At 72.0% G+C, this 22975-nt stretch carries 21 protein-coding genes; 5 read left to right on the plus strand and 16 right to left on the minus strand.

The annotated features are described in order from the left end of the window. Window positions 1-211 precede the first annotated feature (211 nt). Window positions 212-2737, minus strand: a complete 2526-nt coding sequence (locus ACGFW5_RS33880; RefSeq protein ID WP_393838177.1) for an ATP-dependent Clp protease ATP-binding subunit — start codon at window positions 2735-2737, stop codon at window positions 212-214. Between the two features lie 431 nt (window positions 2738-3168). Between ACGFW5_RS33880 and ACGFW5_RS33885 the strand changes: the two genes are divergently transcribed. Then, complete coding sequence (locus ACGFW5_RS33885; protein ID WP_393838178.1) at window positions 3169-3804, plus strand: SCO3374 family protein; 636 nt, start codon at window positions 3169-3171, stop codon at window positions 3802-3804. Here the strand turns inward: ACGFW5_RS33885 and ACGFW5_RS33890 are convergent. The 10 genes from ACGFW5_RS33890 to ACGFW5_RS33935 form a co-directional block, all read right to left on the minus strand. Beyond that, window positions 3783-4124 carry an Lsr2 family protein gene (locus tag ACGFW5_RS33890; RefSeq protein ID WP_393838179.1) on the minus strand — a complete coding sequence of 114 codons (342 nt, stop codon included), beginning with the start codon at window positions 4122-4124 and terminating at the stop codon, window positions 3783-3785. The genes ACGFW5_RS33885 and ACGFW5_RS33890 overlap by 22 nt on opposite strands. Window positions 4125-4277: 153 nt before the next feature. Continuing rightward, window positions 4278-4808, minus strand: a complete 531-nt coding sequence (locus ACGFW5_RS33895; protein WP_393838180.1) for an amino-acid N-acetyltransferase — start codon at window positions 4806-4808, stop codon at window positions 4278-4280. Window positions 4809-4817: 9 nt separating this feature from the next. After that, on the minus strand, window positions 4818-5288 hold the full coding sequence (locus ACGFW5_RS33900; RefSeq protein WP_393838181.1) for a BlaI/MecI/CopY family transcriptional regulator: 471 nt from the start codon (window positions 5286-5288) through the stop codon (window positions 4818-4820). A gap of 135 nt (window positions 5289-5423) precedes the next feature. Next, window positions 5424-5600: a hypothetical protein gene (locus tag ACGFW5_RS33905; protein WP_393838182.1), complete on the minus strand. Its 177-nt coding sequence runs from the start codon at window positions 5598-5600 to the stop codon at window positions 5424-5426. Between the two features lie 13 nt (window positions 5601-5613). Beyond that, on the minus strand, window positions 5614-6243 hold the full coding sequence (locus tag ACGFW5_RS33910; protein ID WP_393838202.1) for a hypothetical protein: 630 nt from the start codon (window positions 6241-6243) through the stop codon (window positions 5614-5616). A 224-nt stretch (window positions 6244-6467) separates the two neighbouring features. Beyond that, the gene (locus ACGFW5_RS33915; RefSeq protein WP_393838183.1) at window positions 6468-7274 is read right to left on the minus strand and encodes a type III pantothenate kinase; all 807 of its coding nucleotides are present in this window, start codon (window positions 7272-7274) and stop codon (window positions 6468-6470) included. After that, window positions 7274-8302, minus strand: coding sequence for a carboxylating nicotinate-nucleotide diphosphorylase (nadC, locus tag ACGFW5_RS33920; protein WP_393838184.1), 1029 nt, complete (start codon window positions 8300-8302; stop codon window positions 7274-7276). Before nadC ends, ACGFW5_RS33915 begins: the two co-directional genes overlap by 1 nt. A gap of 2 nt (window positions 8303-8304) precedes the next feature. Continuing rightward, window positions 8305-10068, minus strand: coding sequence for an L-aspartate oxidase (locus ACGFW5_RS33925; protein ID WP_393838185.1), 1764 nt, complete (start codon window positions 10066-10068; stop codon window positions 8305-8307). Further along, window positions 10065-11066, minus strand: coding sequence for a pantoate--beta-alanine ligase (gene panC, locus ACGFW5_RS33930; RefSeq protein WP_393838203.1), 1002 nt, complete (start codon window positions 11064-11066; stop codon window positions 10065-10067). The genes ACGFW5_RS33925 and panC overlap by 4 nt, the downstream gene beginning before the upstream one ends. A gap of 260 nt (window positions 11067-11326) precedes the next feature. After that, window positions 11327-12250, minus strand: a complete 924-nt coding sequence (locus ACGFW5_RS33935; protein ID WP_393838186.1) for a Rossmann-like and DUF2520 domain-containing protein — start codon at window positions 12248-12250, stop codon at window positions 11327-11329. A gap of 133 nt (window positions 12251-12383) precedes the next feature. Here ACGFW5_RS33935 and ACGFW5_RS33940 point away from each other — a divergent pair, with 133 nt between their 5' ends. After that, complete coding sequence (locus ACGFW5_RS33940; RefSeq protein ID WP_393838187.1) at window positions 12384-13688, plus strand: beta-eliminating lyase-related protein; 1305 nt, start codon at window positions 12384-12386, stop codon at window positions 13686-13688. Between the two features lie 153 nt (window positions 13689-13841). On the opposite strand, the gene ACGFW5_RS33945 is transcribed toward ACGFW5_RS33940, so the two are convergent. Beyond that, window positions 13842-14072: a hypothetical protein gene (locus tag ACGFW5_RS33945; RefSeq protein WP_393838188.1), complete on the minus strand. Its 231-nt coding sequence runs from the start codon at window positions 14070-14072 to the stop codon at window positions 13842-13844. Window positions 14073-14227: 155 nt separating this feature from the next. Between ACGFW5_RS33945 and ACGFW5_RS33950 the strand changes: the two genes are divergently transcribed. Further along, the gene (locus ACGFW5_RS33950; protein ID WP_393838204.1) at window positions 14228-15340 is read left to right on the plus strand and encodes a DUF5937 family protein; all 1113 of its coding nucleotides are present in this window, start codon (window positions 14228-14230) and stop codon (window positions 15338-15340) included. A gap of 15 nt (window positions 15341-15355) precedes the next feature. Here ACGFW5_RS33950 and ACGFW5_RS33955 read toward each other — a convergent pair whose 3' ends face one another. The 3 genes from ACGFW5_RS33955 to ACGFW5_RS33965 all read right to left on the minus strand — a co-directional run bounded on the left by ACGFW5_RS33955 (window position 15356) and on the right by ACGFW5_RS33965 (window position 18490). Then, a complete protein-coding gene (locus tag ACGFW5_RS33955) occupies window positions 15356-16345 on the minus strand; it encodes a zinc-binding alcohol dehydrogenase family protein (RefSeq protein WP_393838189.1) in 990 nt (329 codons plus the stop codon). 188 nt (window positions 16346-16533) lie between these two features. Continuing rightward, window positions 16534-17208, minus strand: a complete 675-nt coding sequence (locus ACGFW5_RS33960; RefSeq protein WP_393838190.1) for a response regulator — start codon at window positions 17206-17208, stop codon at window positions 16534-16536. A gap of 73 nt (window positions 17209-17281) precedes the next feature. Continuing rightward, window positions 17282-18490, minus strand: a complete 1209-nt coding sequence (locus ACGFW5_RS33965; protein WP_393838191.1) for a sensor histidine kinase — start codon at window positions 18488-18490, stop codon at window positions 17282-17284. A 96-nt stretch (window positions 18491-18586) separates the two neighbouring features. Here ACGFW5_RS33965 and ACGFW5_RS33970 point away from each other — a divergent pair, with 96 nt between their 5' ends. Then, on the plus strand, window positions 18587-19663 hold the full coding sequence (locus ACGFW5_RS33970) for an SAM-dependent methyltransferase (protein WP_393838192.1): 1077 nt from the start codon (window positions 18587-18589) through the stop codon (window positions 19661-19663). A gap of 538 nt (window positions 19664-20201) precedes the next feature. Next, window positions 20202-21344 carry an NADH-quinone oxidoreductase subunit D gene (locus ACGFW5_RS33975; protein ID WP_393838193.1) on the plus strand — a complete coding sequence of 381 codons (1143 nt, stop codon included), beginning with the start codon at window positions 20202-20204 and terminating at the stop codon, window positions 21342-21344. Between the two features lie 68 nt (window positions 21345-21412). On the opposite strand, the gene ACGFW5_RS33980 is transcribed toward ACGFW5_RS33975, so the two are convergent. Continuing rightward, window positions 21413-22420 carry a PhlD gene (locus tag ACGFW5_RS33980; RefSeq protein WP_393838194.1) on the minus strand — a complete coding sequence of 336 codons (1008 nt, stop codon included), beginning with the start codon at window positions 22418-22420 and terminating at the stop codon, window positions 21413-21415. Window positions 22421-22975: the final 555 nt, after the last annotated feature.

Raw genomic sequence — 22975 nt, forward strand, 5'->3', positions numbered from 1 at the left:
TGATAGCGGAGCTATCGGGGCGTTTCGGCAACGCCGCGAGGTGCCGTGCCAGGCGCCGCACCCCCGGCCATGATCCACCAGACACCCCCTAGGTGCGGAAAGTCCCACAGGAGCCACGGGAAACACGGTACCCACGGAAAAAGGGGCCGGCCCGGCTCGTACGGTGCGTACGAGCCGGGCCGGCCCCTTCGGGCGGGACCTCCGAAGAGGGCTACGCCTCCTTGCTCAGGTTCGGACCGCCACCGGCGGCCGCGTCCTCGATCGGCGGGGCGTCGGGCAGCGCCGACTTCTCCTCGCCGCGGAAGGTGAACTTCTTCTCCTCACCCTCGCCCTCGGTGCCGATGACCACGATGTGACCGGGGCGCAGCTCACCGAAGAGGATCTTCTCGGAGAGGATGTCCTCGATCTCCCGCTGGATCGTCCGGCGCAGCGGCCGGGCGCCCATGATCGGGTCGTAGCCCTTCTTGGCGAGCAGCGACTTGGCCTCGGCATTGAGCTCGATGCCCATGTCGCGGTCCTTCAGGCGCTCGTCCACCTTGTCGATCATGAGGTCGACGATCTGGATGATGTCTTCCTCGGTGAGCTGGTGGAAGACCACCGTGTCGTCCACACGGTTCAGGAACTCGGGGCGGAAGTGCTGCTTCAGCTCCTCGTTGACCTTCGCCTTCATGCGGTCGTACCCGGTCTTCACGTCACCCTGGGCGGCGAAGCCCAGGTTGAAGCCCTTGGAGATGTCCCGGGTCCCGAGGTTGGTCGTCATGATGATGACCGTGTTCTTGAAGTCCACGACCCGGCCCTGGGAGTCGGTCAGGCGACCGTCTTCCAGAATCTGGAGCAGGGAATTGAAGATATCGGGGTGGGCCTTCTCGACCTCGTCGAACAGGACGACGGAGAACGGCTTGCGGCGCACCTTCTCGGTGAGCTGGCCGCCCTCTTCGTAACCCACGTAACCGGGGGGCGAACCGAAGAGACGGGAAACGGTGTGCTTCTCGCTGAACTCCGACATGTCGAGGGAGATCAGCGCGTCCTCGTCGCCGAAGAGGAATTCCGCCAGCGTCTTGGACAGCTCGGTCTTACCGACACCGGACGGACCGGCGAAGATGAACGAACCACCGGGACGCTTCGGGTCCTTCAGACCGGCACGCGTACGGCGAATGGCCTGCGAGAGCGCCTTGATGGCGTCCTTCTGGCCGATGACGCGCTTATGGAGCTCGTCCTCCATGCGGAGCAGCCGCGAGGACTCCTCCTCGGTGAGCTTGAAGACCGGGATGCCCGTGGCCGTGGCCAGGACCTCGGCGATCAGCTCGCCGTCGACCTCGGCGACGACGTCCATGTCGCCGGCCTTCCACTCCTTCTCGCGCTTGGCCTTCGCCGCCAGCAGCTGCTTCTCCTTGTCGCGGAGCGAAGCTGCCTTCTCGAAGTCCTGGGAGTCGATGGCCGACTCCTTGTCGCGACGCACGCCCGCGATCTTCTCGTCGAACTCGCGCAGGTCCGGCGGCGCGGTCATCCGGCGGATACGCATCCGCGAGCCGGCCTCGTCGATCAGGTCGATCGCCTTGTCCGGCAGGAAGCGGTCCGAGATGTACCGGTCGGCCAGCGTCGCGGCCTGGACCAGCGCCTCGTCGGTGATGGAGACGCGGTGGTGGGCCTCGTAGCGGTCGCGCAGACCCTTGAGGATCTCGATGGTGTGCGGCAGCGACGGCTCGGCGACCTGGATGGGCTGGAAGCGGCGCTCAAGAGCGGCGTCCTTCTCCAGGTGCTTGCGGTACTCGTCGAGCGTGGTGGCACCGATGGTCTGGAGCTCACCGCGGGCCAGCATCGGCTTCAGGATGCTCGCAGCGTCGATCGCGCCCTCGGCGGCGCCCGCACCCACCAGGGTGTGGAGCTCGTCGATGAACAGGATGATGTCGCCGCGGGTGCGGATCTCCTTGAGGACCTTCTTCAGGCGCTCCTCGAAGTCACCGCGGTAGCGGGAGCCGGCGACCAGGGCGCCGAGGTCCAGCGTGTAGAGGTGCTTGTCCTTGAGCGTCTCGGGCACCTCGCCCTTGACGATCGCCTGGGCAAGGCCCTCGACGACGGCGGTCTTGCCGACGCCGGGCTCGCCGATGAGGACCGGGTTGTTCTTGGTGCGGCGCGACAGCACCTGCATGACGCGCTCGATCTCCTTCTCGCGCCCGATGACCGGGTCGAGCTTGGATTCGCGAGCGGCCTGCGTCAGGTTGCGGCCGAACTGGTCGAGCACCAGGGACGTGGAGGGGGTGCCCTCCGCAGGGCCGCCGGCGGTGGCGGCTTCCTTGCCCTGGTAGCCGGAGAGCAGCTGGATGACCTGCTGCCGCACCCGGTTGAGATCGGCGCCCAGCTTCACGAGGACCTGGGCGGCGACGCCCTCGCCCTCGCGGATCAGGCCGAGCAGGATGTGCTCGGTGCCGATGTAGTTGTGGCCGAGCTGGAGGGCCTCGCGGAGCGAAAGCTCCAGGACCTTCTTGGCGCGAGGGGTGAAGGGGATGTGCCCGGACGGGGCCTGCTGGCCCTGACCGATGATCTCCTCCACCTGCTGGCGGACCGCCTCGAGCGAAATCCCGAGGCTCTCCAGGGCCTTAGCGGCGACACCCTCACCCTCGTGGATCAGGCCCAGGAGGATGTGCTCGGTGCCGATGTAGTTGTGGTTGAGCATCCGGGCTTCTTCCTGAGCCAGGACGACAACCCGCCGCGCGCGGTCGGTGAACCTCTCGAACATCGTTAATCGCTCCTCAGAGCGGTCGGAGCAGTAAGGGGGCGGTCCCCTCCCTGTCCTTCCGCATGCTAGTCCCGCAGGGCGGGACAGCTCATTCCAACTGCCGACACCCGTTCAATGCCTCCCGGCCCGAACAGCCGACAACTGCTCCAACCCGATGGTGCGAGACGATGTTCCCGCAGGCCAGACAGATACCCCTGTCTCCAGTACGCCGATGGCGAACGTGAGACCGCCTGACGAGCGTGTCGCCCCTCCCCACTAGGAATGTCTTACCCGTCCGGACCGACACTCCATGCGGCGCGCCCCGTTTCCGTAAGCTACGGGCGAACAGCCTTGCGCCTGCCCGCACCCCCGAGCGCCCCGAATCGAGCGACGGAACGCGTTCGACCGGAAACCCAGCGTAACTTGGCGCCGTTTCTCCAGTTGCTCCGGGCATGGCCTTCACCGTGCCGGCACCCCGCGCTCCCCTGGATGGCCCGCTCGCGCAGTGGTACGAGCGCGAGCTCGGCTGGGCCGTCTCGGCGGGACCCCCCGTCCACCTGCTCACGGGGCTGCGCTTCGACGTCCTCGAACTGCCGGCCACCGCCGGGTTCGCCCTCCTGGAGCGGTACAAGCACACCGGTCCTGTCGCCCTGACGGGATGCCGGATGCGGCTGCTCGTCGCCGCCGGAAGCGCGGACGAGCTGCCGGGGCTGCTCGACTGGCTGGAGTGGGGCGGGGTGGGCCTGGATCTGACGGCGATCGGCGTCGGGGGCCGGATCACCGCCCCGGTGCCGCCCGGCTGGTCCGGCTCGCGAGGGGCCGCCGTGTGGCTGCGGCCCCCCGAGCCCGGGTGCGAGGTGGAGGCGCGACTTCCCTCCTTCACCGGAATCGCTCAGTGCGGTGGCGCCGGTGAGCCGGGCGCTGGCGGGGACCGCAGGACGGCCCTGCCGGACAGTCGCGCCACGGGCCTCAGCCTCGTGCGACTGGTGGCCGCGGCGGCGACGGAATGCCACCGGGCCCGGTTGTTTCACGCCCCATCCCCCGATGGTGCGGGGAACGCGGGAACTCAGCCGTTCTGCTTCTCGTAGGCTTCACGGATTTCGGCCGGGACGCGTCCGCGGTCGTTCACGTTGTAACCCTGCTCCTTGGCCCACTTGCGGATCTCGGCCGTGTTCTGGTTGCCGCCGCCGAGCACCGCACCACGCGCCTTGCCACGACCGCCGGCCGCGCGGCCACCGGTACGCCGGCCACTCTTGAGGTACGGCTCAAGGAGACCGCGGAGCTTGTCCGCGTTGGCGGTGGTGAGGTCGATCTCGAAGCTCTTACCGTCAAGAGCGAACGTCACCGTCTCGTCAGCCTCGCCACCGTCGAGGTCATCGACAAGAAGGACCTGAACCTTCTGTGCCACCGGATTTCCTTTCATCGAAAATGCAGTACGCGGAAAGGAAACCGCTTTTGCCTGGAAAACACAAACCCCCAGCAGAGGTTCAGGATCCCCGCCCCACGGGAAACGTACGCGATTCGGACATAGGGATCCGACAGGTTCCTGCCGCTTCCCCGATCACAGGTGCAGAAGCATCCGGGTGTTGCCCAAGGTGTTCGGCTTCACTCGTTCGAGACCGAGGAACTCGGCGACGCCCTCGTCATAGGAGCGCAGCAGCTCGCTGTAGACATCTGTGTCGACGGTATCGACGGGAGTCTCGCCGATCTCCGTGAAGCCGTGCTTCACGAAGAAGGCGACTTCGAAGGTGAGACAGAAAACCCGGCGCACTCCGAGCCAACGGGCGGTCTGGAGCAGCTTGCCGAGCACCAGATGTCCGATGCCGGAACCGTGGAACTCGGGGTCCACCGCGAGAGTGCGCACTTCGGCGAGGTCTTCCCACATCACGTGCAGCGCCCCGCAGCCGACGACCCGTGCGTCGGAGTCCCGTTCCGCCACCCAGAACTCCTGGATGGACTCGTAAAGCGTGACGGTCGGTTTGTCGAGCAGGGTCCCGTCGCCGACGTACGCATCGAGAAGGCTTCGCACGGCCCGTACATCGCCGGTCCTGGCCCGGCGGACGGTGACGGCATTAGCGGCGGGATAAGGCATGCCTGGACGCTATCGCCCCGCGCTGTCACCGGACACATCGGCCTCTTCGGATCCCTGTTCGGGTTCCGGGCCCTGTTCGGGTTCCCTGCCGTGTTCGGGTTCACGCTCTCGTTCGGGTTCCGGCTCCGACACCATGCGTACGGCATCGCGCAGCGCTTCGCGCTCCTCGGGGGACATCATGCCGAAGAAGGCGACCAGTGCGGCGGCGCGGTTGTCGCTCCGGGACCAGGCTTCGTTCATCAGGGCCGCGGCGTACGCGGCCCTCGTCGAGACCGCCGTATATCTATAGGCCCGCCCGTCGACTTCCCTGCGGACCCAGCCCTTCTGATGGAGATTGTCCATTACGGTCATGACCGTGGTGTAGGCGATCGACCGTTCCTGCTGAAGGTCTTCGAGGACTTCCCGGACGGTCACCGGACGGTTCCACTGCCAGACCCGGGTCATCACGGCGTCTTCCAGCTCTCCCAATTGACGGGGCACATCTGCACCATAGTGGGAGATGTCGCGAATGGCTGGTTATTTGCCGTGAGGGCGCAGCAAAAAGGGCGCACGTCGGGAAATGAACCCGTGCGCCCCCGCGAGGTGTGCCTGTATGTGCCCGCCCGGGCCGTGAGGTCAGGAGGCGGCGGGCTTGTGCTGCTGTGCGGCCTCGGCGCGCGCGAGCGCGCTGTCCACGGCCGCGTCCTCCTTGCCCTTGTTGGGGCCGCCCTGGCTCTTGACGATCGTCACGACGAGCGCGGTGAAGAAGATGGCCATCACCACGGGGGGCAGAAGCGCGGAAACGTAGTCCATACCGACAGGGTAGCTAGCCCGCTCGCCGTTCCTCGGGCGGGGGCACGGGACGGCGGCGTGGCGGGAAGGCTTCGGACGGCTTCGGTACGGGCCGCTCGGGCGCGGGCGTCGCGGGCGCCGGGCGGGCGGGGGCGGCCGGGCGCGGCTCGGCGGCCCTGTCGCCGTCCTTGCGGTCCTCGCGGTCCTTGCGCCCGTCCCTGCCCTCGCCCGCGCCCGCGCCTCCGTCGAGCAGGGTCAGCAGCCGGGTCCGCGGGGCCGGGGCGCGGAGCGCGCGGCCGGCGAGGCGGGCCCGTACGGAGCGTTCCGCCAGCACCCGGCAGCGCTCCAGGAGGGCCGCGCAGACCGGGTTCGAGCGCAGGGCGCGCAGGGCGGCCAGATCGTCGGGCCCGGGGTCGTAGCCGGTCGCCAGGGCGTCCTGAAGCAGCTCCGTGTAGCCGGGCAGGGAGCCGGGGAGCGCGTCGCGGTAGCGGGCCAGGTCGGCGAGCAGAAAGGTCCGCAGCCGGTCGGCCTCGCGGACGGCCTCGTCCACGGATTCGGCCAGGCGCAGGCAGTCCTTGATGTCCTCGTCCTGGGCGGCGGTGGGGTGGAGGGCGATGGCGAGGGCGCGTCGGAGCACACGCAGCTCGTCAGCGCCGAACGCCATGCCGCCACGGGATCCGTATGGCGTGGGCATGCGGTGACGATACGTCCTACAGGGACAAAATCCCTTTAATGGTGAGATGCCGGGCGCGTTGACCTGAGGGCGCCCGCGTGCCCGAGTGCCCCCGCGCCCGCGCCCGCGTGCCTGCGTGCCCGCGTGCCCGAGGGGAAGCCCCGCCGAACGCGAAAGGCGGCGCCAGGGGCGGCGCCGCCTTTCGGTGCGGGAGCTCAGGAACGCGGCACGTTGCGTTCGTACACGAGCCGCAGGCCGATCAGGGTCAGCCAGGGCTCGTGCTCGTCGATCTCCTCGGCCTCGCCGAGCACCGTGGGGGCGAGGCCGCCGGTGGCGATGACCGTGACGTCGTCCGGGTCGCCGTCGGGGCCGACGAGTTCGCGCTTCATGCGCCGTACGACACCGTCGACCTGGCCGGCGAACCCGTACACGATGCCGGACTGCATGGCCTCGACGGTGTTCTTGCCGATCACCGAGCGCGGCCGGGCCACCTCGATCTTGTGGAGCTGGGCGCCCCTGATGCCGAGGGCGTCGACGGAGATCTCGATGCCGGGGGCGATCACGCCGCCCGTGTACTCGCCGCGCGCGGTGACCGCGTCGAACGTCGTGCCGGTGCCGAAGTCGACGACGATCGCCGGGCCCCCGTACAGCTCGACGGCCGCGACCGAGTTGACGATGCGGTCGGCGCCGACCTCCTTGGGGTGGTCGGTCAGGACCGACACGCCCGTCTTGATGCCCGGCTCCACCAGGATCGCGGGGACGTCGCCGTAGTAGCGGCGGGTCACCTCGCGCAGCTCGTGCAGGACGGAGGGGACGGTCGAGCAGATCGCGATGCCCTCGATGCCGTCGCCGAGCTCCGCGCCGAGCATCGGGTGGGTGCCCATCAGGCCGTTCAGGAGGACGGCCAGTTCGTCGGCGGTGCGGCGCGGGTCGGTGGAGACGCGCCAGTGCTCGACGACCTCCTCGCCGTCGAACAGACCGAGGACGGTGTGGGTGTTGCCGACGTCGATGGTGAGCAGCATCAGGCCCGGCCCTCTCGGCCGGCCTCGCGCAGGTCGAGACCGATGTCCAGGATGGGCGAGGAGTGGGTGAGGGCGCCCACCGCCAGGTAGTCGACGCCGGTCGCGGCGTACTCGGCGGCGTTGGCCAGGCTGAGCCGGCCCGAGGACTCCAGCATCGCGCGGCCCGCGACCAGGGCGACCGCCTCGGCGGTCTGCTCGGCGGTGAAGTTGTCGAGCAGGATCAAGTCGGCCCCGGCGTCCAGGACTTCGGTGACCTGGGCCAGGGTGTCGACCTCCACCTCGATGGCGAGGTCGGGGAAGCGGTCGCGTACGGCCTTGAAGGCCTCGGCGACGCCGCCGGCCGCGACCACGTGGTTGTCCTTGACCAGCGCCGCGTCCGACAGGGACATGCGGTGGTTGACGCCGCCGCCGCAGCGCACCGCGTACTTCTCCAGGGCGCGCAGGCCCGGCGTGGTCTTGCGGGTGTCGCGGACCTTGGCGCCGGTGCCCTCCAGGGCGTCGGTCCAGGCGCGGGTGGCGGTCGCGATGCCGGACAGGCGGCACAGCAGGTTGAGCGCGCTGCGCTCGCCGGTCAGCAGGTCACGGGTGCGGGTGGTGACACTGAGCAGCTTCTGTCCGGCTTCGACGCGGTCGCCGTCGGCGACGTGCCGCTCGACCTCGAACTCCTCGGTGCACACGATGGACAGGATCGCCTCGGCGACCCGCAGCCCCGCGACCGTACCGGCCTCGCGGGCGGTGAAGTCGCCGGTGGCGACGGCGTCCTGGGGGACGGTGGCGGCCGACGTCACGTCCATGCCGCCGTCCAGGTCCTCCTCGATGGCGAGGTGGGCGATGTCCTCGACCTGGACGGGGTCGAGGCCGGACTCGGCGAGCAGTGCGGCGAGCGCGGGGTCGAGCCCGCACTCGTACACCTCGTCGTCCCCGCCGCAGCCGCAGTCGTCGCCGCAGCCGCCGCCCTGGGCGGGCGCACCGATCTGGATCAGGGGGACGTCCACCGGCTGGGGACGAAGTTCCTCGGGCGTGCTCACGGTTACGGCTCCAGGGGGGTGGCTGCGACGGTCGGGGGGAAAGTGGCGGTGCTGGTGGGACGGATGTCCAGGGACCGCTCGGGCGTGAGGCGGACGACGAGGTGGCGCTGCCAGGCCGCGTCGTCGCGGTCGGGCCGGTCCTCGCGCCAGTGGCAGCCGCGGGTCTCGGGGCGGGCGGCGGCCGCGGCGACCAGGACGCGGGCGACGAGCAGCAGGTTGGTGGTCTCCCACGCCTCGACGCCCGGCACGGCGGCCTTGCGCTCGTCGGCGCGGATCGCCTCCAGACGGTCGGCCGCCCCGGCGAGGCTCCCGGCCGAACGCAGCACCCCGGCGCCCATGGTCATGGTCCGCTGGATCTGGATGCGGGCGGCCGGGTCGAGCAGCGGCACCGGCTCGCCCTGGGGCTCGACGTCAACCACCTTGTGGCGAACGGGAGTTGACGAACCGGCCGCGAGGTCCGCCGCAAGGCCCGCGGCAATGTCCACCGCGACGTCCGCCGCAAGGCCCGCCGCGATGTCCGCCGCGATGTTCTCCGCGAAGACCAGGCCTTCGAGGAGGGAGTTGGAGGCGAGCCGGTTGGCGCCGTGCACCCCGGTGCAGGCGACCTCGCCGCACGCGTACAGGCCGGGCACGGTGGTGCGGCCGCACAGGTCGGTGCGGATGCCGCCGGACGCGTAGTGCGCGGCGGGCGCGACCGGGATCGGCTCGGTCACCGGGTCGATGCCGTGCGAGCGGCAGGCGGCCAGGATGGTCGGGAAGCGCTGTTCCCACATCCGGGCGCCGAAGTGCCGCCCGTCCAGGTACATGTGCTCGGCGTCCTGGGCCTGCATCTGGCGGGTGATGGCCTTGGCGACGATGTCGCGCGGGGCGAGCTCCGCCAGCTCGTGCTGACCGAGCATGAAGCGCGTGCCGTGCGCGTCCACGAGGTGGGCGCCCTCGCCCCGTACGGCCTCGGAGACCAGCGGCTGCTGGCCCTCGGAGTCCGCGCCGAGGAAGAGGACCGTGGGGTGGAACTGGACGAATTCGATGTCGGAGATCTCGGCGCCTGCGCGCAGCGCGAGCGCCACCCCGTCGCCGGTGGACACCGACGGGTTGGTGGTCGCGGAGAACACCTGGCCCATGCCACCCGTGGCCAGGACCACGGCGGGCGCGCGGACCGCGCCGACCCCGTCGTGCTGGCCCTCGCCCATGACATGAAGGGTGATGCCGGCGGTGCGGCCCTCGGCGTCCTTGAGGAGGTCGAGGACGAGCGCGTTCTCGATGGTGCGCACGGCCTGCGTGCGGACCGCCTCGACCAGCGCGCGGGAAATCTCCGCGCCCGTCGCGTCGCCGCCCGCGTGCGCGATGCGGCGGCGGTGGTGGCCGCCCTCGCGGGTCAGCGAGATCGCGCCCGTCGCGTCGGTGTCGAAGTGCGCTCCGGTGGCGATCAACCGCCGTACGGCGTCCGGGCCTTCGGTGACCAGGAGGCGCACCGCGTCCTCGTCGCACAGCCCGGCGCCGGCCACCAGGGTGTCGTCCAGGTGCTGGCCGGGGGTGTCGCCGTCGCCGAGGGCCGCCGCGATACCGCCCTGCGCCCAGCGCGTCGAGCCGTCGTCGAGGCGGGCCTTGGTGACGACCACCGTGGCGAGCCCGGCCGCGGTACAGCGCAGGGCCGCGGTCAGGCCCGCAACGCCGGAGCCGACGACCACGACGTCCGCGTCGATGGCCCAGCCGGGCTCGGGGGCGTCGAGGCGTATGCCGGTGCCGGTCGTCGCGTTGCCAGTCATTCCGGTGCTCCGAACGTGAGCGGGATGTTGTCGATGAGGCGCGTGGTGCCGACGCGTGCGGCGATCGCGAGGACCGCCTCGCCGTCGAACCCTTCGGGTGCCTCGCGGAAGGTCGCGGGGTCGACCAGCGCCACGTAGTCGGCGACCACCGGCGGTTCGGCCTTTGCCGCGTCGTCGAGGACGCCCTGGGCGACGGCTCGAATGACGGCGGGGGACGGCGCGGCGGCGGCCACCGCGTGGGCGTCGGCGGCCGCGCGGGCCTCGCCGATCGCGGTGAGCGCGCCGGCCCGGCCCGTGACGGCGCCACCGGCGGCGGCGCGCGCGTGCAGGGCGTGCTCGGCGGCGAGCCGGTCGCGGGCCGCGAACAGCGCGCGCGACAGGGCGCGGGCGGCGGCCCGCTCGTCCGGCGAGAGGTAGCGGTTGCGGCTGGACAGGGCGAGCCCGTCGTCCTCACGCACGGTCGGTACGCCGACGATCTCCACGGGGAAGTTCAGGTCACGCACCATGCGCCGGATCAGGGCCAGCTGCTGGGCGTCCTTCTGGCCGTACAGGGCGACGTCGGGCGCGGTCAGGTGGAGCAGCTTGGCGACGACGGTCAGCATGCCGTCGAAGTGGCCGGGGCGCGAGGCGCCTTCGAGGCGTTCGCCCATGGGGCCCGCGGTGACGCGCACCTGGGGCTCGCCGCCCGGGTAGACCTCGTCGGTGGCGGGCGCGAACACGGCGTCGGCGCCCTCGCGTTCGGCGATCGCGCGGTCCGCGTCCAGGGTGCGCGGGTAGCGGTCCAGGTCCTCACCGGCGCCGAACTGGAGCGGGTTGACGAACACCGTGACCACGACCTGCCCCTCGGGGCCCGCCAGCTGCCGTGCGGTGCGGATCAGGGTGGCGTGCCCCTCGTGGAGCGCGCCCATGGTCATCACGACGGCGCGCCGGCCGGTGCGGTCGAGGGCCGCGAGCTCCGCGGCCGTACGCACCAGGGCGGTCCGGCCCGTGCGGGCCACCGGGTCTGGGTGAGCCGTCGGGTCCGGGTGAGCCGTCGGGTTCGTGCGGGCCGTCCGGTCGGCCGGGTCGGCCGGGTCGGCCGGGTCGGCCGGGTCGGCCGGGTCGGCCGGGTCGGCCGGGTCGGTTGGCTCCGTGCGGTCCGTGCGGTCCGTGCGGTCCGTGGGGTCCGTCCGGTCCGTGCAGACCGTGGGGACCGCGGGGTCCGTCCGATCCGTCCGGACCGTGGGGTCCGTGCCGTCCGTACGTGCGGTTCGTTCCGTCATCGGGATTCCCCCTCGGCGAGCACCCCGAGCAGGTCCTGGGCGAGCTCCGGCTTGAGCAGTCCGTGGGCCAGCGCCCGGTCGGCGGTCGTACGGGCCATCGCGAGGTAGCCCGCGACCGTACCCGGAGCGTGCTTGCGCAGCTCGGCGACGTGGGCGGCGACCGTGCCCGCGTCGCCACGCGCGACCGGTCCCGTCAGGGCCGCGTCGCCCGAGCGCAGGGCGTTGTCGAGGGCCGCGCCGAGCAGCGGGCCGAGCATCCGGTCCGGGGCGGCGACACCGGCGTCGCGCAGCAGCTCCATGGACTGGGCGACCAGCGTGACCAGGTGGTTCGCACCGAGGGCGAGGGCCGCGTGATAGAGCGGGCGGGCCTCTTCCTCGATCCACTCGGGCTCGCCGCCCATCTCGATGACCAGCGCTTCGGCGGCCAGGCGCAGCTCTTCGGGCGCGGTCACGCCGAACGAGCAGCCGGCCAGTCGCTGGACGTCCACCGCGGTCCCGGTGAACGTCATCGCCGGGTGCAGCGCGAGCGGCAGCGCGCCGGCCCGCCGCGCGGGGTCGAGCACGGCCGTGCCGTACCGCCCCGAGGTGTGCACCAGGAGCTGGCCGGGCCGGATCGCGCCGGTCTCCGCAAGGCCCTCGACCAGGCCCGGCAGCGCGTCGTCGGGCACGGTGAGCAGGACGAGGTCGGCGCGCTCCATGACCTGGGCGGGCGGGACCAGGGGCACGTCGGGCAGCAGGGCCGCGGCCCTGCGTACGGAGGCGTCGGAGACACCGGACACCGCGACGGGGCGGTGGCCGGCGAGCTGGAGCGCGGCGGCGAGCGCGGGGCCGACCCGGCCCGCGCCGACGACGCCCACGGCGAGGCGGGCGGGGCGGTCCGCCGGGCTGTTCTCGTGGCGGTGCTCTGGTGGTGCGTTCACGTGGTGGGGGCCTTCCGTTCCAGTCCGCGAGGGGTACCGGACGCCAAAACCAAAATCAATCGGCCCCGTCATGCTACGCCCAGGGCCGGGAAACCCCCTTGGTTGTCCACAGGGTGTGGGCGATCATCGCACCATGCCAGAAACCGAGCGGAATTCCGTCCCCGAGGCCGTCTCCCGGCCCGCCCCGACGCCCGTCTCCGAGCCCGCCCCCGAGCCCGTCTCCCCGACCTCGCCGGACGCATCGGAGGCGACCGGGCCGGACGCGCCGCAGGAGACCAAGGACCAGGCGTATCAGCGCCGGCTCGCCGTCTTCAGGAGCGCCGGGCGCGCCCTGGCCGAGCAGACGGTCGACCACACCCTGGCGGAGCGACTGACGGCCCTCCTGGCGGACGGTTCCGAGGTGTACGACCTCGACGAGTTCGCCGACATCTACGGCAACGGCGCGGTGACCGAACTGGAGCGCCGCACCGCCCAGGTGCTCGGCTTCCCGGCGGCCGTCTTCTTCCCCACCGGCACGATGGCCCAGCAGGTCGCGCTGCGCTGCTGGGCGGCGCGCACCGGCAACCCCACCGTGGCCCTGCACCCGCTCGCCCACCCCGAGGTCCATGAGCGGGGCGCGTTCAGCCAGGTCAGCGGCTTGCGTACGGTCCACCCGACGGACGCGCCCCGGCTGCCGGACGCGGCGGAGGTCCGCGACTGCGACGAGCCCTTCGGCACCCTGATGCTGGAACTGCCGCTGCGCGACGCGGGCTATGTCCTGCCGACCTGGGACGAGCTCGTGGCCGTGGTCGACGCGGCCCGCGAGCGGGACGCGGTGGTCCACTTCGACGGCGCCAGGATCTGGGAGACCACGGCCCACTTCGGGCGCTCCCTGTCCGAGATCGCGGGCCTCGCGGACAGCGTGTACGTGTCGTTCTACAAGACGCTGGGCGGCCTCTCCGGCGCCGTCCTCGTGGGTCCCGAGTCGCTGATCGCCGAGGCCCGCACCTGGCGCCACCGCTACGGGGGCCAGCTCTTCCAGCAGTTCCCGGCCGCCCTGTCCGGCCTGCTCGGCCTGCGCAAGGTGCTGCCCGAGCTGCCCGCGTACGTGGCCCACGCCAAGGTCGTGGCGCGGGCGATCGGGGACGGGCTCATGGAGGCGGGCATGCCCTGGTTCCGGGTGCACCCCGAGCCGCCGCACACCCATGAGTTCCAGGTGTGGCTGCCGTACGACGCCGACGTGCTCAACAGCGCCTCGCTCCAGCAGGTGCGGGAGAGCGGCGTCTGCCTGTTCCGGCGCTGGTTCGCGAACCCCTCGGGCCCGGCGGGCGTCGCCCAGACCGAGGTCACGGTCAACGCCCCGGGCCTGGAGTGGACGGCCGACGACGTACGGTCGGCGGTGGCCGACTTCGTACGACTGCTGCCCCCGGCGGAGCGAGGCGCACGCCCGAGGGCGTAGGGGCGCGGGGCGCAGGGCGCAGGGGCGCGGGGCGCAGTGGCGCGGGCGCAGGTGCGCAGGTGCGCGGGGTAGGGGCGTACGGCCCGGTCGACCAGCTGCCGCCGCGCGTCACCGCACCGGCTCTCATCGGCTTTCAGCGACTTTCAGCGGCTCTCAGCGGCACACCGGCGGGTGGCGCCGGGGGTGCTGCGGGGCGAACAGGTGGGCCAGGGCCGCCCGCAGGCGGCCAGTCGCGATGCGGCCCGCAAGGACCGCCTCGAAGCGGCGGTAGTCCCGCATCCCGCGCAGGGTCGCCACGTCGTGGGTGCCCGGCACCGGTGGCGCGGGCTCGCCGAGCCGTGCCGCTCGGTAGCTGTCGATCATGTGCTGCTGCATCGCGTCCATGCCTCAACGGTGAGCCTGTTCGGACCCCACGTCGCGCCGATTGACGAGCCGCGTCAAATGGCGGCCCGGCCGGCGCCGTCGAGTCGGTCGATTGACCGGGACCGTCAATCGACGGCGGCTTTGTCAGTGGGCCGGTGCACCCTTGTCCCATGAGCGTGACCATCGACATCACGGGCCTGCCGCCCGAGCGCATCGGCTTCGCGATCTCGCCGCTGGCCGAGCTGGGCCTGGCCCTGCACGCGCTCTCCGAGCCCGGCCACCACCCGGGCCTGCACGGCTGGGCCACGGCGACGGCCGCCGCCCTGAAGCCCGACCTCGCGGACCGGCTGCACGAGGCCGACTTCCTGTGGCGCAACACGTTCTCCGACGTGTTCATGCCGTTCGCGGGCATACCCGGCCACGACGGCAGCCCCGGCTCGACGCTCGCCGAGGACCTTGATCTGCTCGACCGCCTCACCGACGAGCGGTTCACCTCCGCCGCCCTGGAGTTCACCTGCTCCAGCCTGTACGGGACCAAGTCGGACTCGGCCATGCACGACCCGGGGATGCGGAGGCGCGCCCTGGAGATGGCGGCGACCCGCGGTCCGCGCCAAGTGGAGTTCACCAAGCGCCTGTTGGACGATCCGGCGTCCGTACGGGCCTGGGTGCGGCGCCTTATGGAGGACTGCGAACAGGCCTTCTTCGCCGACACCTGGCAGCGGGCCCGGGTCCAACTGGCGGCCGACGCCCGGCACAAGGCGGAGCTGCTGCGTCGCAAGGGGCTCGCCGAGGCCGTCCAGTCCGTCTCGGCCGCTCTCAGTTTGGACGAGGGCGGCACGCGGATCAGCGTCGACAAGCTCAGCGAGGGCCGCACGACCGCCACCCACCCGGAGCCCGGCGCCGGGCTCACCTTCGTGCCCACCTCGTTCGGCTGGCCGCACCTGATGGTGCTGCACGCGCCGGGCTGGCGGCCGGTGGTCCACTATCCGGTGCACGGGCCCGAACTGCCCTCGCCCGCCTCGGTCGACATACTCAAGCTGCGCATGGAGGCGCTGGCCCACCCGATGCGGATGCGGCTGTGCCGCAACTTGGCGCGGTCCCCGTACACGACGAGCGAGCTGGCCGACGCGCACGGGATCACCGCGCCCGAGGTCTCCCGCCACCTCACCGTCCTGAAGAAGGCCGGGCTCGTCACCACCCGGCGCCGCGGCCGCTACGTACTGCACCAGCTGGACCTGACGGTGGTGGCCCGCCTGGGCAGCGACTTCATCGAAGGCGTGCTGCGGTAGGCCGTGCGTGCCCCGTCAGGCCTCGTGCGGCGGGGCGACCCTCAGCAGGAGCTTGCCCGTCGAGGTGCGGCCCTCCATCAACCGGTGGGCGGACGCGGCCTCTTCGAGGGCGAACTCCGCGGTGACCGGCAGCTCCGCCGCGCCGCTCGTGGCCAGCCGCAGCGCCCGGTCCGCGATCGCGCGCAGCGCCCCGGGGTCGTCCGCCGCGAGGCCGAGGATGGAGAAACCGGAGACGGTCCGTCCCTTCGGATACAGCTCGCCCTGCCCCACCTGCCAGGCCTCCTCACCGCTCGCGTTGCCGTACGAGACGAGCCGGCCGAACAGCGCGAGCGAGTCGAGGCCGCGGCGCAGGGTCGCACCGCCGACCGGGTCGAGCACCAGATCCACGCCCCTGCCGTCGGTGGCGCGCAGCACGTCCGTGTCGAAGGTGCCGGTCAGGAAGGCGTCGTCGTAGCCGTGCTCGCGGGCGTAGGCGGCCTTGGCCTCGCTGGAGACCACGCCGTAGACGGCGCCCGCCCCGGCGAGTTTGGCGATCTGCCCGGCCACGGTGCCGACGCCGCCCGCCGCGCCCTGCACGAGGACGGTTTCGCCCGGTTGCAGCCGGCCCACCTCGTGGATCAGGGCGTGCGCGGTGGGCAGCACGGTGGGCAAGGTCGCGGCGGTGCGCAGCCCGACGCCATCGGGCAGCGGGAAGACGGTGGCGGCCGGGGCGACCGCCACGTCCGCGTAGGCGCCGCCCTCGGTCATCGCGGCGACCTCCTGGCCGACCACAAGACCCTCGACGCCCGCGCCGACGGCCCGGACGCGGCCGGAGAATTCGAGACCGGGCACGAAGGGGAGCGAGGCGACCCGGTACCCCACCGAACGCGCCTTGAGGTCGGCGAAGTTGACGCCGACGTACGCGACGTCGACGCTCACCTCGCCGGGCCCGGGCCGCGGAACCTCCGCCTCCACGAGCCGAAGCACCTCGGGACCGCCGAACTCGTCGAACCGGATCGCACGCATGACGCCACTTCCCCCGCACATCGACCACACCGGAATACCGAGGTACGCGGACACCGGGGTCCCGGGGTCCCGGAGTACCGGGGTCCCGACGTACCGGGGTCCCGACGTACCGAAGTATCGAACGGCCCGATAGTACGACGCTCGTCGTACTAAGGGCAATGGGTCAGTGCAATGGGTCAGGCCCTGGATCAGCCGGCGCCGCCACCCGCCCGCACCAGACCTGTCTCGTACGCCAGGACCACGACCTGGACGCGGTCCCGCAGCGCCAGTTTGGTCAGGATGCGGCCCACGTGTGTCTTGACCGTGGCTTCCGACAGGACCAGGCGGGCGGCGATCTCACCGTTGGACAGGCCCTGCGCGACCAGGAGCATGACCTCACGCTCGCGCTCGGTCAGCTTCTCCAGGTGCTTGTGCTCCGGCTCCTTGCCGCTCGCGGGGAGCAGCGGGGCGAACCGGTCGAGCAGGCGCCGGGTGGTCGACGGCGCGACCACCGCGTCGCCGCTGTGCACCGAACGGATTGCGCCGAGCAGTTCGGCCGGCGGCACGTCCTTCAGCATGAATCCGCTGGCGCCCGCCTTCAGGCCGGAGAAGGCGTACTCGTCCAGGTCGAACGTGGTCAGGATCAGCACCTTGGGCGGGTTGGGCGCCTCGCAGATGCGCCGGGTCGCCTCCACGCCGTCCAGTCTCGGCATGCGCACGTCCATCAGGACCACGTCGACGGCCGTCGCCCGCAGGATCTCGATCGCCTCCGCGCCGTCGCCCGCCTCCGCGACGACCTCCATGTCCGGCTGGGCGGCGAGCACCATCCGGAACCCGGTGCGCAGCAGCACCTGGTCGTCGACGAGCATCACGCGGATCGTCATCGTTCCCTCTCCATCACGCTGTACGAAGGTCGAGCACCAGCACTCTGCCGCGGTCGCGGCCGCGTACAGGACATCAATGGGCCGGCTTCAGGGGAAGCAGCGCGCTGATGCGGAAGCCGCCGCCCGGACGCGGGCCCGCGTCCAGGGTGCCTCCGACCATGCCGATCCGCTCACGCATGCCGATCAGGCCGTGGCCCTGGCCGTCGGCTCCGCCGTCCTCGTACATCTCGTGGGCGGCGCCCCGGCCGTCGTCCTCGACGAGCAGGCCGAGCCCGTCGTCGAAGTACACGAGCCGCACGCTCGCCCCCGCGTCGGGACCGCCGTGCTTGCGCGTGTTGGTCAGCGCCTCCTGCACGATGCGGTACGCCGTCAGCTCGACTCCGCTGGGCAGCGGACGCGGGGTGCCCTCGACCTTGAAGTCGACGGTCAGACCCGCCGCCCTGACCGTCTCGACCAGATCCTCGATCTGCTGGACGTCGGGCTGCGGCACGTACTCCCCCGCCTCCTGGTGCTCGCCCGTGCGCAGCACACCGAGCAGCCGGCGCATCTCGGCGAGCGCCTGGCGGCCCGTCATCGAGATCGTCTCCAGGGCCGTCTTCGCCTGCTCCGGCGAACTGTCCATCACATACGCCGCGCCGTCGGCCTGCACGACCATCACCGACACGTTGTGCGCCACCACGTCGTGGAGCTCACGGGCGATGCGGGCCCGCTCGGCCGCGACCGCCACCTTGGCCTGCGCCTCCCGCTCCCGCTCCAGGCGCGTGGCTCGCTCCTCCAGCTCCGCGAAGTACGCCTTGCGCGTGCGCATCGAGTCGCCGAGGACCCAGGCGAGCACGAACGGGACCGTCATGATGACGACGAAGAACGCCTTCTCCGGCGGGCTGCTGGCGCCACCGGTCTGCAACCAGCGCAGATGGGCCAGCGGCGCCGCGCACAGGCTTGCCAGGAGCGCGACCCGCGAGGCCCAGCGCCGGCCCGCCGAAGCCACCGTGTAGACCGCGACCAGCATCGCGAAGTCCTGGACCTGCGGCTGCACATTCAGCACGAGCTGGGCCAGACCCATCGCGATCACCAGCAGCAGCATCCTCTCGGGGACCCTGCGGCGCAGCGCCACGGCGACGGCCATCCCGACGGCCACCCCGGCCTGGATGCCCCAGCCCGCCTGCTTCGGGTCGTGCGCCGCCGCCGCGATTTGCAGGCAGGAGAACCCGAACAGGATGACGGCCCAGAAGGTGTCGACCCCGGTCGGGTGTCTGCGGATGAAATCGTAGAGGCGTTGCACGTAACCCAGCGTAGGGAAGACGGATAGGTGCAGGGGTCAACCGTCGGGGCGATCCTGACCCCGGCGGCGTACTCCGCAAGGTGGAGACTGGCCCCCGTGACGGATGAGACATGTCAGCACTTCCCCGGCGCGGGCGCCCAGGACCGGGGGCCGGAACGGGACGACCCGGGGCCGCGCGGACGGCGCGGGCCGACGCGGGACGACCCCGGCCCGGGCCGGGGGCCGCGGGACGACGGCGGGCCGCGCGGATGGCGGGAGGCGACCGAGTGGGCGCTCTACGGCCCGGGCGGCTTCTATCTGCGCCCCGAGGGGCCCGCCGGGCATTTCCGCACGTCCGTGCATGCCTCGCCGCTCTTCGCGGGCGCCGTCGCCCGCCTCCTCACGGAGGTCGCGGCCCGGCTCGGCCCCGGACCGGTCGACCTCGTCGACGTCGGCGCCGGGCGCGGGGAGCTCCTGCGCGGGGTCCTGGCCGCGCTGCCCGCCGGTTTCCCGGTCCGCGCGTACGCCGTCGAGCGTGCGGCCCGCCCCGCCGGGCTCGACGAGCGGATCGACTGGCTCGATTCGGTGCCCTCGGGGGTACGCGGCCTGCTCTTCGCCAACGAATGGCTCGACAACGTGCCCGTGGACGTGGCCGAAGCCGACGAGGACGGGGTGGCCAGGCTCGTTCTGGTACGCCCCGACGGCACGGAGACGCTGGGCGAGCCCGTGTCCGGCGCGGACGCCGCGTGGCTCGACCGGTGGTGGCCGCTCACCGAGCCGGGTGCGCGCGCCGAGATCGGATGGCCGCGGGATGAGGCCTGGGCCGGGGCGGTGGGCTCGCTCGACGCGGGGCTCGCGGTGGGCGTCGACTACGCCCATACGCTCGGGGCGCGGCCGGTGTTCGGGACGCTCAGCGGGTTCCGGGGCGGGCGGGAGGTCACGCCCGTGCCGGACGGGTCCTGCGACATCACGGCGCATGTCGCCCTTGACGCGTGCGCGCTGCCCGGCGCGGAACTGCTCACCCAGCGGGAGGCGCTGGGCCGCCTCGGCGTCTGCGGCACGCGGCCCGCCCTGTCCCTGGCCTCGACGGACCCGGCGGGGTACGTCCGGGCGCTGGCCGCGGTGGGGGAGGCGGCGGAACTTACCTCGCGGGGCGGGCTGGGGGGCTTCGGGTGGCTGATGCAGCGGGTCTGACCCGGAGTGGCTGAGCCCGGGGGTTTTCCCACCCACCCGCCCGTGCAGCGGGGTTGAACCGGCTGAGCCCTGGGGCTCCGCCCCAGACCCCACGCGGGGGCTCCGCCCCCTGCACCCCCGGTTGGCGCCTGAACGGCGCTCGTCCTCAATCGCCGGACGGGCTGAAGATGCCCGAGCAACCCAGCACGGCCACTGCACCAGCGCCGCCAGGGGCGCGGGGAACTGCGCAACCAGCCACGCACAGCCCGCGGACGAAAGCGAGTTCCTGCCGCGGTGGCCGCGAGAAGCGATTCCGGATGCCCTACAGGGGCGCGAGGAACTGCGCGAGAAGCACCCACGACCCGCACCCGAAAACCGGCCCCCTGAGGGGCGCGGGGAACGGCGCGAAAAGCGACCACAGCCAGCAGCCGAAAGCGGGTTCAGGGGCGCGAGGAACGGCGCAACCGCACCCACCACCCAAACCCCCGCACGCGACCACCGGGGCCGGGGGCGGAGCCCACGGAGGTGAGGGCGGGGGGCGCGAGGGATACTGGCCCGCATGACGGAGACGACGGTCGGCATCGGCGGCGGAGCGGAAAGCACCGACATGGTGCTCAACATCGGCCCCCAGCACCCCTCCACCCACGGAGTGCTCCGCCTCAAGCTCGTACTCGACGGCGAACGCATCCAGCAGGCCGAGCCGGTCATCGGCTACATGCACCGCGGCGCCGAAAAGCTCTTCGAGGCCCGCGACTACCGCCAGATCGTGATGCTGGCCAACCGCCACGACTGGCTCTCCGCGTTCTCCAACGAGCTCGGCGTCGTCATGGCCGTGGAGCGGATGCTCGGCATGGAGGTCCCGGAGCGCGCCGTGTGGACCCGCACGCTGCTCGCCGAGCTGAACCGGGTCCTCAACCACCTCATGTTCCTCGGCTCGTACCCCCTGGAGCTCGGCGGCATCACCCCCATCTTCCACGCCTTCCGCGAGCGTGAGGAACTTCAGGCGGTGATGGAGGAGGTCTCCGGCGGCCGCATGCACTACATGTTCAACCGGGTCGGCGGCCTCAAGGAGGACCTGCCGCTCGGCTGGCTCGGCCGGGTGCGGCACGCCATCGCCTCGGTGCGTTCGCGCATGGACGTGTACGACGGCCTGGTCCTCGGCAACGAGATCTTCCGCGGCCGCACCAGGAACGTCGGGGTCCTGCCCGCCGAGGCCGTGCACGCGTACGGCGTGAGCGGGCCCATCGCCCGGGCCTCCGGCGTCGACTTCGACCTCCGCCGCGACGAGCCGTACCTCGCCTACGGAGAGCTGCGGGACACCCTGAAGGTCGTCACCCGCACCGAGGGCGACTGCCTCGCCCGGTTCGAGTGCCTTCTGGAGCAGACGCACAACGCGCTCGACCTCGCCGACGCGTGCCTGGACAGGATGGACGAGCTGGCGCCGGGGCCCATCAACCAGCGGCTGCCCAAGGTCCTCAAGGCCCCGGAGGGCCAGACCTACGCCTGGACGGAAAACCCCCTCGGCATCAACGGCTACTACCTGGTCAGCAAGGGCGAGAAGACCCCGTACCGGCTGAAGCTGCGTTCGGCCTCGTACAACAACATCCAAGCCCTGGCCGTGCTGCTGCCGGGGACACTGGTCGCCGACATGGTGGCCATCCTCGGATCGCTGTTCTTCGTCGTGGGCGACATCGACAAGTAGCCCACCCCCGTCCGCCAGCCCGGCGCACGTAGGGCCCGGCGCGTGCGCGCTCCCGCTGCGCCTTCCGGTCAGGACGACCAGTGGCCGCGCGCCGCCGCCAGGACGAAGCCCGGGCCGAAGCCCATGATCAGGCCGGTCGCGCCGGCGGCGGGCGCCCCGGCGAACGTACGGGACAGGACGTCCAGGACCGCCGAGCCGCCGAGGTTCCCGTTGGCGGCAAGGCTCTCGCGCGCGTGCCGCAGCGCGTCGCCGTGGAGCCCGAGGCCCGCGGCCGTGTCGTCGAGGATGCGCGGGCCCCCGGGATGCACCACCGCGAAGTCGATCGGCCGCTCGTCGGGACGCAGCCAGGCCCGCAGCGCCGGGAGGCAGTCGTTGAAGGAGGCGGTCGCCGCGCGGGTGGAGTCGAAATGCAGCCCGGAGCCGTTCAGTCGGCCCCGGTAGCGTTCCGAGCTGTCGGGCAGCACGTACTCGAAGGTGTCGTCGAGGATGAAACTCGGCCCGGCCCAGGCGGGGTCCCCGGTGACGACCGTGCCGGCCGCGCCGTCTCCGAACAGCACCTTGTAGACCATGGATTCGAGGCTGCTGTCCTCGTGGTTGTACGTCGCCGCCGACAGGCACTCGGCCGTGACGACGAGGACGTTCGCGCCGGGGTGGGCAACGATGTCCTGGCGGGCGCGGACCAGCCCCTGGGCGCCCCCCGCACAGCCGACCGTGCCCATGGGGTGGCGCCGCACATCGGGGCGCAGGCCCAGGGCGCCGACCAGATGGACGTCGAGGGAGGGCACCGTCCAGGACGTGGTGTGGCTGGTGACGAGGGCGTCCACGTCCCCGGGGCGCAGCCGCGCCGTCTCCAGGGCTCTTCGCCCCGCCTCGATGGCGAGCGCCAACGCGTCCTCGTAAGCGACCTTGTTGCGTTCCGCGACCAGAGCATTTCCGGCCAGAGTGGGAGCGCTCAGCGGGCGGGTGAAATACCGGGTCCGCACGGTCGTCGCGCGCGCGATCCGGAGCATCGCGTCCAGGCGCGGCAGGCCCGCGTGGGCCCGCCGGATGTCGGTGGTGATCTCGTCGGTCGTCACAACGTTCCCCGGCAGGGCAACACATGGAGGAGCTATGTGAACGGGCACGGACGATCTCCCTCAAAAATCGAAAAGAGTGGATCATCAACGTACGTCAGATGGCTTGAAGCGATCTCAGAAAGTCAAAAACTGTGTCAACTCCCCTACGGCGCGCAGCGGACCGGGGCATCGCGACAAAGGCCCGGCACGGGGGGAGCGTCACCCGTAGCGGGGGCGGTCGGCGGGGGCGGCCACGGAGCGCGGAACGGCCGGCCGGGCCGTGCTCTGCACCCGTGCTCCCTGGTGAGTCGGCGCTCGCCCACTCACCATGGTTCCCGCGGGCCCGCTCGGGGGGAGGGAGCCCGCCCGGATGCCGGCTGCCCCGCGCATCCGGTCTCTGCGTCCGGTACCGACACTCGTCCACGATGCGGCGGCCTCGGTACCGGACGCAGACCCCCACCAACGGCAGCCCTGATGCCGGGGCATCGACCCTCACGCGGGGAACGTCAACCCACCGAGCCGCGCACACGGGACCGCAACGCGAACGCGAGCCTCAGCCCCGACACGTAGGCGAGC

It is taken from the genome of Streptomyces sp. NPDC048416 (assembly GCF_043200435.1).
Classification (GTDB): domain Bacteria; phylum Actinomycetota; class Actinomycetes; order Streptomycetales; family Streptomycetaceae; genus Streptomyces.